Source organism: Streptomyces canarius (assembly GCF_014650735.1).
In the GTDB taxonomy this organism is placed as follows: domain Bacteria; phylum Actinomycetota; class Actinomycetes; order Streptomycetales; family Streptomycetaceae; genus Streptomyces; species Streptomyces olivaceoviridis.
Genome location: NZ_BMVN01000001.1, coordinates 274,643 through 288,572, shown reverse-complemented (window position 1 = coordinate 288,572; position 13,930 = coordinate 274,643). Strand labels below are relative to the sequence as shown.

Sequence of the window (13,930 nt, the reverse complement as noted above, 5' to 3'; positions counted from 1 at the left end):
GCCGGTGTCAGCGCACCGCGAGGGTGAACACGTGCAGGTCCGTGTCGCGCGGGAGCGTGACGCTCTTGATCTGCTTGCCCGCCGGGGCCTGGTACGGCTTGGTGGCGAAGACGTACGTCGCCACCGGGTCCTTGTCCGCGCCGGCGACATTGCGGTACGCGGTCTTGGCGATGACCTCGTTGCCGTACTGGACGGAGCCGCCACCGCCGCCCACGGTCCAGTCGGTGAAGGACAGGTCGACGGTGCCGGTGGTGCCGTCGGTGTAGGTGACGGTCGCCTTGGTCTGCTGGTTGCCGTTGACGGCGCTGCCGATGAAGGACAGGGCGCCTGCCGGGCCGTCCAGCAGGATGGTCTGGCCGGACGCCGAGGCGTTGTCGGGGCGGCCGGCCGGTGAGGCGGGCCAGGTGAAGGCGAGACCGCCGGCCGTCGCCTGCTTGCCCGGGGTGAGGCCGGCCGCCGCGAGGGCCTGCCGGGAGTAGCTCCAGCCGCCGCCGTCGTAGTCGGCCTCGTCGTGGTCGCCGTCGTCGTCGGAGACGCCGGTGCTGTTGTAGGCGGCGAGCAGGGTGCCCGGGGCGGCCACGGTGAGCGCCACCGGCTGCTCGTAGGAGGAGTCGCCCGAGGTCACCGTGACCCGGACGTCGGCGAAGCCCTGCTCGGCGTCCCGCGCCGCCGTGAGCGTGATCTGCCGGGCGCCGTCGGTGACCGTGCCCTCGGCGGGCGTGGCCGTCACCCCGGCCGGGGTCTGGACCCGGAAGCGGACCTCGGGACCGGTGCCGCCGGTCAGTGACAGCGCGCGGATGCCGATGGTCGTGCTGTCACCGGGGGCGAGGGTGGCCGTGGTGGGCCCGACGCCGATCTGGTACGGCTGCTCGCCCTCCCGGAAGGACGGCGGCGGGCTGCTCGCGCCCCAGTCGTGGTCCGGGGTGGCGGACAGCGTGTAGTCGAGCCGGCCGCCGTCGCGGACGAAGGACGCGGGCAGCCACGGCCGGTCGCTGCTGCGGCCGTTCACCTTCAGGGACCGGACGTACGGCGCGTCGGCCGCCGCTCCCGTGGCGCGCACGGAGATGTCGTTGCCGTGCGGCCGGTCGATCTCGATCCGCTCGAACAGCGGTGAGGCGAGGACCAGTTCGGCACGGGACGGCACCTGCGGGTACATGCCGAGGGCGGAGAAGACGTACCAGGCGGACATCGCGCCGAGGTCGTCGTTGCCGGGGATGCCGCCGGGCTCGGTGGACCACAGCTGCCGCATCGCCGCGCGGACGGTCTCCTGCGTCTTGTAGGGGGCGCCGGCGTAGTCGTACAGGTAGGGGACGTTGATCGACGGCTCGTTGTCCAGTTCGGACTTGGTGCCGCCGTTGCCGGTGAAGGCCCAGCCGCCGTCGGCGTCGTGGAAGAAGTCGTCCAGCCGGGCGAGCGCCGCCTCCCGGCCGCCCAGCGCGGCGAAGAGGCCCGCCGGGTCGTGCGGGACCATCCAGGTGTACTGGGCGGCCGTGCCCTCGACGAAGCCGTTGCCGGTGTCCGGGGTGAAGCCGGTGACCCAGCTGCCGTCGGCCTTCCGGCCCGCGATATAGCCGCCGTCCGGCGCGGCGGCGACGTTGAAGTTGTTCTGCCACCACTGGGCGCGGTGGGCGAAGGTGCCCGCCGTGTCCTTCTCCCCCGCCGCGCGGGCGAGTTGGGAGATCGCGAAGTCCGCGGTGGACATCTCCAGGGTCTCGGCGGCCCCGCCCCAGGCGTTGGACACGCTCGGCATGTAGTGCAGCTTGAGGTACTTGTCGAGGGAGGGGCGCTGGCCCACCGACAGCACGGGCTTGCCGGCCGGGGACAGGTCCTGCGGTGTGGGGACGGTGGCCGCCCGCACGAGGGACTTCAGGGCGCCCTTGAGGTCGAAGTCCGTGCCGCCGAAGGCGCGGATGCCGGCGAGCGCGGCCGGCGAGGGGTCGCCGTTCATGACGTGGGTGCCGCTCGCGCCGTGCAGCCAGCGGTCCCAGACGCCGTCGTTCTGCCGGGCCAGCTCGTACAGGGACTGCGCGATGTCCGAGCCCGTGCGCGGGTCGAGCAGCGTCAGCAGCTGGACCTGGTCGCGGTAGACGTCCCAGCCGGAGAAGGTGCCGTACTGGGCGTGCCGCCGCCGGTCGACCGTGTGCACGCGTCCGTCGGCGCCCCGGTACCTGCCGTCGGCGTCGCTGATGACGTTGGGATGCAGCAGCGCGTGGTAGAGCGCGGTGTAGAAGGTGGTGCGCTCGGCGTCCGTGCCGCCGCCGACCCGGATGGCTCCCAGCCGCTCCCGCCAGGCCCGGCGGGCCGCCTCCCGGACGGCGTCGAAGGACCGCCCCCGCGGATTCTCGGCGGTCAGGTTGGCCTCGGCCGCCTCCGGGCTGACGTAGGAGATGCCGACCTTGACGTTGACCGGGCCGTCGCCGGGCGCGAACCGGACGTACCCTCCCGCGCCCTTCCCGGCGACCGGCCGCCCGCCGTGCGAGAAGCCGCCGGTGCCGCCGGACGCCTCGCGGGAGCCGGGGTCGAGCCGGTCGTCGTGCCAGGTACCGGTGGCCTGGAAGGCGCGGTCGAAGCGGGCGGTGAAGTAGAGGGTGTAGTAGGCGCGCTGGCCCTCGGGGTCGAGGTAGCCGCAGAAGTTCCCGGAGGTGACCGAGCCGGAGATGGTCCGGGTGTCCGGGTCGATCGTGACCGTCGAGTCCTGCGAGCCCACCTCGGAGTTGGCGGTGCGCACCAGCAGGGAGGCGGGCTTGCCGGCCGGGTAGGTGAAGCGGGCCGAGCCGGTGCGCGCGGTGGCGGTGAGGTCGGCGGTGACGCCGGAGGCCAGGCCGACCTTGTAGTGGCCGGGCTCGGCGGTCTCGTCGGCGTGGCGGAAGTCGGAGGCGTAGACGGCGTCCTTGGTGTCGCCCGCCGGGGAGGAGGTGACCTCGCCGGCGTACGGGAAGAACGGGATGTCCCCGCTGCCGCCGGCGCAGCCGGTGCCGGACATGTGGGTGAGGCTGAAGCCGCGGATGCGGGTGGCGTCGTACTGGTAGCCGCCCGGCGCCGCGGTTCTCGTGGCGTCGCCGCGGGTGTTCTCCGGGCTCCAGGAGAGCATGCCGAACGGCACGACGGCGCCCGGGAAGACATCACCGCCGTTCCTGGTGCCGATCAGCGGGTCGACGTACGGCGTCGGGTCCTTGACGAGGCCGGGGGGCGCGGCGGGCGCCGCCAGGGCGGGAGTTGCGGTGCCGGCGGTCGCGAGGAGCGCGGCCAGCAGCAGGGACGTGGGTCTGAAACGCATGACGCGGCCCTTCCTCCTAACGGACGGGTCGCGCACCACAGGTCGCACAAGCCGCAGGGACAGTAACGTGCGCCACCGGTACCGCGGAAGACCGCGTACGCGCCGGGAGGCGCACGCCCTCATCACCCGGCCGGACCAGCCACATGGCTTGACATCGTTGTCGGTTGGGGCGGTAGAGTCATGTGCACGACGATTGACAACGATGTCGCTCGCCATCTCGCCGCACAAGCCACGCGGTTACAGGCCATTTCCCTCCGGACAGGCAGCCCACCCCCCTCGCCTGCCCGGCTCGCGGACCCGGTGCGAACGCCACCGGGTCCGCCCAGAGCGGCTCGGCCGAGCCGGAAGGGGTTCATCGGCGTCGGCACGCCCGTGATCACGTCGACGCGGTCCGGCCTCGTGAACGCCGCGCTGTTCGAGGGAGAGGAACCGAGGCCGGGGTGCCGAGGCCGGCCCGCTCCGGACACCCGACGGAGACGAGCCCGCGGTGCGGGAGCCGGCCCGCGTCCGAGCCGCCGGGGCCGGCAGTCCCTCTCTTCCCCTCCCGCCGGGCCCGCGTCCGAGCCGTCGGAGTCGGCGGCCCCTCTCTCCCCCTCCCGCCCGCCTCGGTCAGCGGCCCGGAGCGGGGAACCCGGCGGGGAGAGAAGCACCGGAGTTCCGCTCTCGGGAGGTCTCCGTGGCACGGCTGCTGATGGACGGCGACGACCTCGTGGTGCGACTGTCCTGGGGCGAGCGGCTCCGGGCGCGCCGCCGGGAGGTCCGGCTGCCGGACGCGGTGATCAAGGACGCGTGGTCCGAGCCCGACTGGTGGCGCGCGCTGCGGGGAGTGCCGGAACACGGCCGGCTGCGGCCCGCCCGCCCCCTGGGCGAATGGCGGCATCCGCGCGGACGGGACTTCGTCGCGCTGCGGAGTGGGTACCCGGCCGTTGTCGTCGACCTGTGGCCCACCCCCTCCACCGCACACCTCTCACGGGTCGCGGTCTCGGTGCCGCCCGAGGAGGCCGGCGAGCTGCTCGGAAACCTGCGGCGGCACAGGGTGCCGGAGCGGCCGGCCCCGGCGTCCGGCCACACTTGACACAAGTCCACTCAGGTTTTATCCCGATTGATAAGGCAATTCGGCTCGAACGCGCAGCTCGCGGTGGGTGAGGAGGTGACCCGCACGGTGGAGCCGGACCTGTACGCGGTGCTCGGTGTGGCGCCGTCCGCCACGGCCGGGGCGATCGCTTCCGCCTTCCGCCGCAGGGCGTGGGAACTGCGGCCGGACACCCGGGTGGACGCGGTCACCGCGGCCCGGTTCGACGAGGTGCGTACGGCGTACGAGACGCTCCGGGACCCGGTGCGGCGCGCGGTCTACGACCGGACCCGCGAGCGGTCGTCCCGGCACCGGCACCGCGCCCCGTCCGGCGCCGCCGCGGCCGGCCCGCTGTCCCGCCTCCGGTACCTCTTCGTGCCGGGCGGCGCGGCTCCCGAGCCGCCGCTGCGCGCGGGACCGGTGCACTGGGAACCCGGTGAGCGGCCGTAGGGCACTCGGGCCGACGAGGAAGAGGGAGCACGCAGATGGCGCGTCCGGTCGGAATCGATCTCGGTACGACGAACTCGGTGGTCTCCGTCCTGGAGGGCGGCGAGCCCACCGTCATCACCAACACGGAGGGCGCACGGACCACGCCGTCGGTCGTCGCGTTCGCCAAGAACGGCGAGGTACTGGTCGGCGAGGTCGCCAAGCGGCAGGCCGTGACGAACGTGGAGCGCACCGCGCGCTCGGTCAAGCGGCACATGGGGGACCACTCGTGGCGGTTCCCCGACCAGGGGGACATCGACGGCAAGCGGTACACCGCGCAGGAGATCTCCGCGCGCGTGTTGCAGAAGCTGAAGCGGGACGCGGAGGCGTACCTCGGCGAGGACGTCACCGACGCGGTGATCACCGTGCCCGCGTACTTCGACGACGCCCAGCGGCAGGCCACCAAGGAGGCCGGTGAGATCGCGGGCCTGAACGTCCTGCGGATCATCAACGAGCCGACGGCGGCGGCGCTGGCGTACGGGCTGGACAAGGGCAACGAGCAGACCGTCCTCGTCTTCGACCTGGGCGGCGGCACCTTCGACGTGTCGCTGCTGGAGATGGGCGAGGGCGTCATCGAGGTGAAGGCCACCAACGGCGACACGCGTCTCGGCGGCGACGACTGGGACCAGCGGGTCGTGGACCACCTGGTCACGCAGTTCAGGAACAACTACGGCGTCGACCTGGCCAAGGACAAGATGGCCGTGCAGCGGCTGCGGGAGGCGGCGGAGCGGGCGAAGATCGAGCTGTCGTCGTCCAGCGAGACCTCGATCAACCTGCCGTACATCACCGCGTCCGCCGAGGGCCCGCTGCACCTGGACGAGAAGCTGACGCGCGCGCAGTTCCAGCAGCTCACCGCGGATCTGCTGGAGCGCTGCAAGGCACCGTTCCACAACGCGATCAAGGATGCCGGGATCAAGGTGTCCGACATCGACCACGTGGTCCTGGTGGGCGGTTCGACGCGGATGCCGGCCGTCACCGAGCTGGTGAAGGAGCTGACCGGCAAGGAGCCGCACAAGGGCGTGAACCCGGACGAGGTGGTGGCCGTCGGCGCCAGCCTCCAGGCCGGTGTGCTCAAGGGCGAGGTCAAGGACGTCCTGCTGCTCGACGTCACCCCGCTGTCCCTCGGCATCGAGACCAAGGGCGGCATCATGACCAAGCTGATCGAGCGGAACACGACGATCCCGACCCGGCGTGCGGAGATCTTCACGACGGCCGAGGACAACCAGCCCTCGGTGACCGTGCAGGTCTACCAGGGCGAGCGGGAGATCGCCGCGTACAACAAGAAGCTCGGCATGTTCGAGCTGACCGGCATCGCGCCCGCTCCGCGCGGGGTGCCGCAGGTCGAGGTGGCCTTCGACATCGACGCCAACGGCATCATGCACGTCTCGGCGAAGGACCTCGGCACCGGCAAGGAGCAGAAGATGACGGTGACCGGTGGTTCGGCGCTGCCCCGCGACGACATCGACCGGATGGTCCGGGAGGCGGAGCAGCACGCGGAGGAGGACCGCACCCGGCGGGAGGCCGCGGAGACGCGGAACCAGGCCGAGCAGCTCGTCTACTCCACCGAGAAGCTGATCAGGGAGAACGGCGACAAGATCCCGGCCGACGCGAAGTCCGAGACCCAGGCGGCGCTGGCCGAGCTGAAGGAGAAGCTGAAGTCGCAGGACACGGCGGCGATCCGGCAGGCCCTGGACCATGCCGCGCAGGCCGCGCAGAAGATCGGTACGGCGCTGTACGAGCGGTCGCGGAGCGAGCAGGCCGGGGGCGGGCAGGCGGGCCAGGGCGGCCAGGCCGGTGCCGGGGGTACGGCGGGCGCCGGCGGGGACGACGAGGTGGTGGACGCCGAGATCGTCGACGACGACAAGCCGGAGGCGGGCTGACGATGGACGGGGCGCGGACGCGGAGCTCGGACGAGGTGGAGCGCCTGCTGCGGGAGCGCACCGCCGATCTCCAGCGGGTGAAGGCGGAGTACGACAACTACCGCAAGCGGGTGCGGCGGGACCGCATGGCCGTGCGGGAGATCGCCGTCGCCAACGTGCTGACGGCGCTCCTGCCGGTGGTGGACGCCGTGGACCGGGCGTGCGCGCACGAGCCGCTGACCCCCGGCCTGAAGGACATCACCGACACGCTGCGGACCCAGCTGGGCTCGCTGGGGCTACGGGCGTTCGGGGAGGAGGGTGAGCCGTTCGACCCGGCGTGCCACGAGGCGATCGTGCACCGTACGGCGCCGGGCGCGCGGCGGCTGGTCTGCGCGGAGATCCTCCGCCCCGGCTACCGCCTCGGCGACCGCCTCCTACGCCCCGCCCACGTCACGGTGACCGGACCACCGTGACGCCGTTGGGCGGGCGGGGGTGAACCAGGCAACGGCGACCGGGGCCGCGGTGACCGCGTTGGACGGGGGGCGGGTACCGAACGGGTGACGGTGACCGGGGCCGCGGTGACCCCCGGGGTGGGGGCGAGGGTACCGAACGGGTGACGGCGACCGGGGCCGCGGTGACCCCGGGGATGGGGGCGGCCCGCACGCGGGGGCGACCGGGCCGCGGTGACCGCGTTGGGCGGGGGCGGGTACCGAACGGGTGACGGTGACGGGACCGTCGTGCCCCGAGGGTGGGGGCCGCCCGAGCGTGGGGGCCTGGAGGCGGGGCGGGCGGTTTGGAGGTGGGGCGGGGGTCCGGAGGCGGGGCGGGCGCCCGGAAGCGGGACGGGCGGTGCCAGAGGCGAAGCGGACCGTGCCCGAAGCGGAGCGGACGGTGCCCGAGGCGGAGCGGTGATCCGGAAGCGGGTGAGCGATCCGGCTGACGGGTGACAGCGGGCCCGCCGTGTGCACCCGGGGCGAACCCCGCTCGGCCAGCGGGACGCTGCGCCGCCGCGTTCTGCGTACGCGGATCCGGTCCGGCCGGTGGCCGTGGTGCCGCCGTGGCCGCCAGTCCGCGAGACCGGCCCGGCTGACGGACCGCCGTAGGCCCGCCTCCTCCACCGCCCACGGCCCCGGCACGGCCGACGGCATACGAACCCGCCGTAGCCAGCCGTGGACGCACCCCACTCGGCCAGCGGGACGCTGAACCGCCACATACCGCCCGTGCCGACCCGTCCGGCCGGTGGCCGTGGCGCCGCCGTGGCCGCCAGTCCGCGAGACCGGCCCGGCTGACGGACCGCCGTATGCCCGCCTCCTCCACCGCCCACGGCCCCGGCACGGCCGACGGCACACGGGGCCGCCGTAGCCATCCGGACGAACCCGCCGTAGACACACCACCTACGCCGCCCACGGCCCCCGGCCCCGTCGGCAGGCCGGAGGCCCCCGTGTCCATCTCGTGGACGGACCATAGCCACCCGGTGGAAAGCGGTGCTACAAATGCCACATGTCGGACACATCTGTCCGATTCAGGCGCTTCTCATGGCGCACTGTGATCGGCAAGAGCCCCCGCAGCGTCGCCGGACAGGTCTTCCTGCTCCAGGTGGCGCTGGTGATGCTGCTCGTGCTCTGCGCCGTCGTCGCCCTCGTGCTCCAGTCGAAACGGGACACCAGCACGGAGGCCAGGCGTCGGTCCATAGCCGTCGCGCAGACCTTCGCCCACGCCCCGGGCCTGCTGCGCGCCCTGAAGAGCCCCGACCCGGCCCGCGTCCTCCAGCCGCTGACGGAGGCGGGACGCAGATCGGCGGGCGTGGACTTCATCGTCGTCATGGACACCCACGGCAACCGCTACACCCATCCCATACCCAGCCGGATCGGCGGGCGGTTCGTCGGCGCCATAGGGCCGTCGCTGGCCGGGAAGGTCTACACCGAGAGCGTCCAGGGCCCGCTGGGCCACGAGGTCCAGGCCACCGTGCCCGTGGACGACACCCACGGCAAGGTGGTCGCCCTCGTCTCCGCCGGACTGAAGGTCAATCACGTCACCGGCGAGCTGCACCGGCAGCTGCCGATCATCCTCGCCGCCGGTGGCGGCGCGCTCCTGGTGTCGACCGGCGGCACGGCCCTGGTCGGCCGCAGGCTGCGGCGGCAGACCCGCGGCTTGGGCCCGGACGAGATGACCCGCATGTACGAGCACCACGACGCGGTCCTGCACTCGGTGCGCGAGGGCGTCCTCATCATCGGTGCCGACGGCCGGCTGCTGCTCGCCAACGACGAGGCCCGGCGCCTGCTGGAACTGCCCCCCGACGCCGAGGGCCGCACGGTGCGGGAGCTGCCGGAACTCGACCCGGCGACGGCGGAGCTGCTCGCCTCCGGGCGCGAGGCCAGCGACGAGGTGCACTTCGCCAAGGGGCGTCTGCTGGCGGTCAACCAGCGGCCCACGCAGTACGCGGGCGGCCCCCGGGGCACCGTCGTGACGCTCCGCGACTCCACCGAGCTCCAGGCGGTGTCCGGCCGCGCCGAGGCCGCCCGCGAGCGGCTGGAGCTGCTGTACGACGCGGGGCTGTGCATAGGCAGCACCCTGGACGTGGTCCGCACGGCCGACGAACTGGCGCGGGTCGCCGTCCCCCGGTTCGCCGACTTCGTCACCGTCGACCTGGCCGACGCCGTCCTGCACGGCGAGGAACCGGCGCCGACGGCGCACGACATCCGCCGGGTCGCCGTGAGCGGCATCCAGGACGACCACCCCCTCTACGAGCTGGGCCGGCTGATCGACTTCCTGCCCTCCACCCCGCAGGCGCGCGGCTACGGCGCCGGACGCTCCGAGCTGGTGACCGACCTGACCAGGGCCGAGGGCTGGAGGGCGCAGGACCCCGAGCGGGGCCGGCGGATCCTGGACTACGGCATCCACTCGCTCATCGCCGCTCCCATCCGGGCGCGCGGCGTCGTCCTGGGCATGGCCACCTTCTGGCGGTCCAAGCGGGAGCCCTTCGACGCGGAGGAGCTGACCTTGGCGGAGGAGCTGGTGGCCCGGGCCGCGGTCAGCATCGACAACGCCCGCCGGTACACCCGCGAGCACGCCCTCGCGGTCACCCTCCAGCGCAGTCTGCTGCCCCGGGCCCTGCCCGAGCAGAGCGCCCTCGACGTCGGCTACCGCTATCTGCCGGCGCAGTCCGGGGTGAGCGGGGACTGGTTCGACGTGATCCCGCTGTCGGGCAGCCGCGTGGCGCTGGCCGTCGGTGACGTGGTGGGGCACGGTCTGCACGCCGCCGCGACGATGGGCCGGCTGCGGACGGCGGTGCACAACTTCTCGACGCTCGACCTGCCGCCCGACGAGCTGCTCCAGCACGTGGACGACCTGGTCGGCCGCCTCGACCAGGACGAGCCCTGCCCGGAGAAGTCCGGCGAGATCGTCGGCGCGACCTGCCTGTACGCGATCTACGACCCGGTGACGCGCCGCTGTGTGATGGCCCGGGCCGGACATCTCGCGCCCGCGCTGGTCCGTCCCGACGGCAGCGTCACCTACCCCGATGTACCGGCCGGGCCCCCGCTGGGCCTGGGCGGCCTGCCGTTCCAGACGGCCGAGCTGGAGCTGCCCGAGGGCAGCCAGCTCGTCCTGTACACCGACGGTCTGATCGAGGACCGCAGGCGCGACCTGGACGAGGGCATGGAGCTGCTGCGCCGGGCGCTGGCGGGTCACCCCGGCCGGTCGCCGGAGGAGAGCTGCCAGGCGGTGCTGGAGCGCCTGCTGCCCGAGCGCCCCGGTGACGACGTCGCCCTGCTCGTCGCGCGCACCCGGGCCCTGCCGGCCGACCGGGTCGCCGACTGGGACGTGCCGCGCGACCCGGCCGCCGTGTCGGGGATGCGCGGGGCGGTCTCGGCCAAACTGGCCGAGTGGGGGCTGTCCGAGCTGGACTTCGGGACGGAGCTGGTGCTGAGCGAGCTGATCACCAACGCCATCCGGTACGGCTCCGACCCGATCCATGTGCGGCTCATCCATGACCGCACGCTGATCTGCGAGGTGGCCGACGGCAGCAGCACCTCACCGCATCTGCGGTACGCGGCGACGACCGACGAGGGCGGCCGGGGTCTGTTCCTGGTCTCCCGGCTGGCCGAGCGCTGGGGCACCCGCTACACGCCCCAGGGCAAGGTGATCTGGGCGGAGCTGGCGGCTCCGGACCTCACGCGGCTGATCGGGGACTTCGCGGACCTGGAGGACCTCGGGGACCTCGGGGACCTCGGGGACCTCGGGGACTGACGGTCCGGCCCGAGCCCTGCCGGGCGCCCCGGAGACCGCGCGGGAGCGAGAGGGAGCGGCACGGGTACGGCGAAGGGCCGTACCCCCGGTGCCGGGGATACGGCCCTGAACGGCCGGGGCCGTTACCGCCTACTTGCGGATCAGGTTGCGCAGCACGTACTGCATGATGCCGCCGTTGCGGTAGTAGTCGGCCTCACCGGGGGTGTCGATGCGGACGACCGCGTCGAACTCGACACCGGTGTCGGTGGTGACCTTGACCGTGCGCGGCGTACGGCCCTCGTTCAGCTCGGTGACGCCGGAGAACGAGAAGGTCTCCTCACCGGTCAGGCCGAGGGACTGGGCCGAGGCGCCCTCCGGGAACTGGAGCGGGAGCACGCCCATGCCGATGAGGTTGGAGCGGTGGATGCGCTCGTAGGACTCGGCGATGACGGCCTTGACGCCGAGCAGCGCGGTGCCCTTGGCCGCCCAGTCGCGGGACGAGCCGGAGCCGTACTCCTTGCCGGCCAGGACGACCAGCGGGATGCCGGCGGCCTGGTAGTTCTGCGAGGCGTCGTAGATGAAGGAGACCGGGGCGCCGTCCTGCGTGAAGTCGCGGGTGTAGCCGCCCTCGGTGCCCGGCGCGATCTGGTTGCGCAGGCGGATGTTGGCGAACGTACCGCGGATCATGACCTCGTGGTTGCCGCGACGGGAGCCGTAGCTGTTGAAGTCGCGGCGCTCGACGCCGTGCTCCGTGAGGTACTTGCCGGCCGGGGTGTCGGCCTTGATGGCACCGGCCGGGGAGATGTGGTCGGTGGTGACCGAGTCGCCCAGCTTGGCGAGGACGCGGGCGCCGGAGATGTCCTCGACCGGGGCCGGCTCCATGCCCATGCCCTCGAAGTACGGGGGCTTGCGGACGTAGGTGGACTGCGGGTCCCACTCGAAGGTGTTGCCCGTCGGGACCGGCAGCGACTGCCACTGGGCGTCGCCGGCGAAGACGTCCGCGTAGGACTTGGCGAACATGTCCTCGCCGATGGCGTTGGCGACGACGTCGTTGACCTCGGCCTCGGTCGGCCAGATGTCCTTCAGGTAGACCGGGTTGCCGTCCTGGTCGGTGCCGAGGGCCTCCCGGGTGATGTCCACCTTCATGGAGCCCGCGATGGCGTACGCGACGACCAGCGGCGGGGACGCCAGGTAGTTCATCTTGACGTCGGGGTTGATGCGGCCCTCGAAGTTCCGGTTGCCGGAGAGGACCGAGGTGACCGCGAGGTCGTGGTCGTTGACGGCCTTGGAGACCTCCTCCGGCAGCGGGCCGGAGTTGCCGATGCAGGTGGTGCAGCCGTAGCCGACGAGGTTGAAGCCCAGCTTGTCCAGGTACGGCGTGAGGCCGGCCTTCTCGAAGTAGTCGGTGACGACCTTCGAACCCGGGGCGAGGGTGGACTTGACCCACGGCTTGCGGGTGAGGCCCTTCTCGACCGCCTTCTTGGCGACCAGGGCGGCGCCGATCATGACGTACGGGTTGGAGGTGTTGGTGCAGGAGGTGATGGCCGCGACCGTCACCGCACCGTGGTCCAGCTCGTAGGTGGTGCCGTCGGGGGCGGTCACCGGGACCGGGTTGCTCGGGAAGCCGTTCGGGGCGACGGCCGGGGCGTCGGAGGCCGGGAAGGACTCCTTGCCCGCCTCGTCGACGTCGTCCACGTAGTTGCGGACGTCCAGCTTGAACTGCTCGGCGGCGTTCGCGAGGACGATGCGGTCCTGCGGGCGCTTCGGGCCGGCGATGGACGGGACGACGGTGGAGAGGTCCAGCTCCAGCTTCTCGGAGAAGTCGGGCTCGGCGGCCGGGTCCAGCCAGAGGCCCTGCTCCTTGGCGTAGGCCTCCACCAGGGCGACCTGCTGCGCGGAGCGGCCGGTCAGGCGCAGGTAGTTCAGGGTCTCGTCGTCGATCGGGAAGATCGCGGCGGTGGAGCCGAACTCCGGCGACATGTTGCCGATGGTGGCGCGGTTGGCGAGCGAGGTGGCGGCGACGCCCTCGCCGTAGAACTCGACGAACTTGCCGACGACGCCGTGCTTGCGCAGCATCTCGGTGATGGTGAGCACGAGGTCGGTGGCGGTGGTGCCGGGCTGGAGCTCACCGGTGAGCTTGAAGCCGACGACGCGCGGGATCAGCATGGAGACCGGCTGGCCGAGCATGGCGGCCTCGGCCTCGATGCCGCCGACGCCCCAGCCGAGGACGCCGAGGCCGTTGACCATGGTGGTGTGCGAGTCGGTGCCGACCAGGGTGTCCGGGTAGGCCTTGCCGTCGCGGACCATCACGACACGGGCCAGGTGCTCGATGTTCACCTGGTGGACGATGCCGGTGCCCGGCGGGACGACCTTGAACTCGTCGAAGGCGGTCTGGCCCCAGCGCAGGAACTGGTAGCGCTCCTTGTTGCGGCCGTACTCCAGCTCGACGTTCTGCTTGAAGGCGTCGTTCGTGCCGAACTTGTCGGCGATGACGGAGTGGTCGATGACCAGCTCGGCCGGCGCCAGCGGGTTGATCTTGGCCGGGTCGCCGCCCAGCTCCTTCACGGCCTCACGCATCGTGGCGAGGTCCACGACACAGGGCACGCCGGTGAAGTCCTGCATGATCACGCGGGCCGGCGTGAACTGGATCTCCTGGGAGGGCTGGGCCTGGGAGTCCCAGGTGCCGAGGGCGCGGATGTGGTCGGCGGTGATGTTCGCGCCGTCCTCCGTGCGGAGCAGGTTCTCCAGCAGGACCTTGAGGCTGTACGGCAGGCGGGCCGAGCCCTCCACCTTGTCCAGCCGGAAGATCTCGTACGACTCGTCGCCCACCTGCAACGTGCTGCGGGCGTCGAAGCTGTTCGCCGACACGACAGTCTCCTTCATTGATGTGCGCGTACCACCGTCAATCGTGCCGCCACGCCGACTTGGCCGAACCAGTAAGGTCAGGCTAAGTTAGGCATGCCTTACTGGAGTGGCGGCTACGGTGCGCCTCGGCAGATATCTCGATGT

At 72.4% G+C, this 13,930-nt stretch carries 7 protein-coding genes; 5 read left to right on the top strand and 2 right to left on the bottom strand.

The annotated features are described in order from the left end of the window. Positions 1-7 precede the first annotated feature (7 nt). Positions 8-3,277 carry a GH92 family glycosyl hydrolase gene (locus IE294_RS01150; RefSeq protein ID WP_189881318.1) on the bottom strand — a complete coding sequence of 1,090 codons (3,270 nt, stop codon included), beginning with the start codon at positions 3,275-3,277 and terminating at the stop codon, positions 8-10. Positions 3,278-3,953: 676 nt separating this feature from the next. On the opposite strand from IE294_RS01150, the gene IE294_RS01145 reads away from it, so the two are divergent. The 5 genes from IE294_RS01145 (at position 3,954) to IE294_RS01125 (ending at position 10,942) form a co-directional block, all read left to right on the top strand. Next, positions 3,954-4,352 carry a hypothetical protein gene (locus tag IE294_RS01145; protein ID WP_189881317.1) on the top strand — a complete coding sequence of 133 codons (399 nt, stop codon included), beginning with the start codon at positions 3,954-3,956 and terminating at the stop codon, positions 4,350-4,352. 75 nt (positions 4,353-4,427) lie between these two features. Next, a complete protein-coding gene (locus IE294_RS01140; protein WP_229916973.1) occupies positions 4,428-4,799 on the top strand; it encodes a J domain-containing protein in 372 nt (123 codons plus the stop codon). Positions 4,800-4,834: 35 nt separating this feature from the next. Continuing rightward, positions 4,835-6,715: a molecular chaperone DnaK gene (gene dnaK / locus IE294_RS01135; RefSeq protein ID WP_189881316.1), complete on the top strand. Its 1,881-nt coding sequence runs from the start codon at positions 4,835-4,837 to the stop codon at positions 6,713-6,715. Positions 6,716-6,717: 2 nt separating this feature from the next. Then, entirely contained in the window at positions 6,718-7,167 is a 450-nt protein-coding gene (grpE, locus tag IE294_RS01130) for a nucleotide exchange factor GrpE (protein WP_189881315.1), read from the top strand. Between the two features lie 1,027 nt (positions 7,168-8,194). Further along, a complete protein-coding gene (locus IE294_RS01125; RefSeq protein WP_229916972.1) occupies positions 8,195-10,942 on the top strand; it encodes a SpoIIE family protein phosphatase in 2,748 nt (915 codons plus the stop codon). 129 nt (positions 10,943-11,071) lie between these two features. Here IE294_RS01125 and acnA read toward each other — a convergent pair whose 3' ends face one another. Continuing rightward, positions 11,072-13,789 (bottom strand): aconitate hydratase AcnA, encoded by a 2,718-nt coding sequence (gene acnA, locus IE294_RS01120; protein WP_306433291.1) that lies wholly within the window; start codon positions 13,787-13,789, stop codon positions 11,072-11,074. Positions 13,790-13,930 lie beyond the last annotated feature (141 nt).

Excerpts from the sequence above, each read along its gene's own strand:
- IE294_RS01150 (WP_189881318.1), bottom strand. The coding sequence starts at position 3,277 with ATGCGTTTCAGACCCACGTCCCTGCTGCTGGCCGCGCTCCTCGCGACC.
- dnaK (WP_189881316.1), top strand. The coding sequence starts at position 4,835 with ATGGCGCGTCCGGTCGGAATCGATCTCGGTACGACGAACTCGGTGGTC.
- grpE (WP_189881315.1), top strand. The coding sequence starts at position 6,718 with ATGGACGGGGCGCGGACGCGGAGCTCGGACGAGGTGGAGCGCCTGCTG.
- IE294_RS01125 (WP_229916972.1), top strand. The coding sequence starts at position 8,195 with ATGTCGGACACATCTGTCCGATTCAGGCGCTTCTCATGGCGCACTGTG.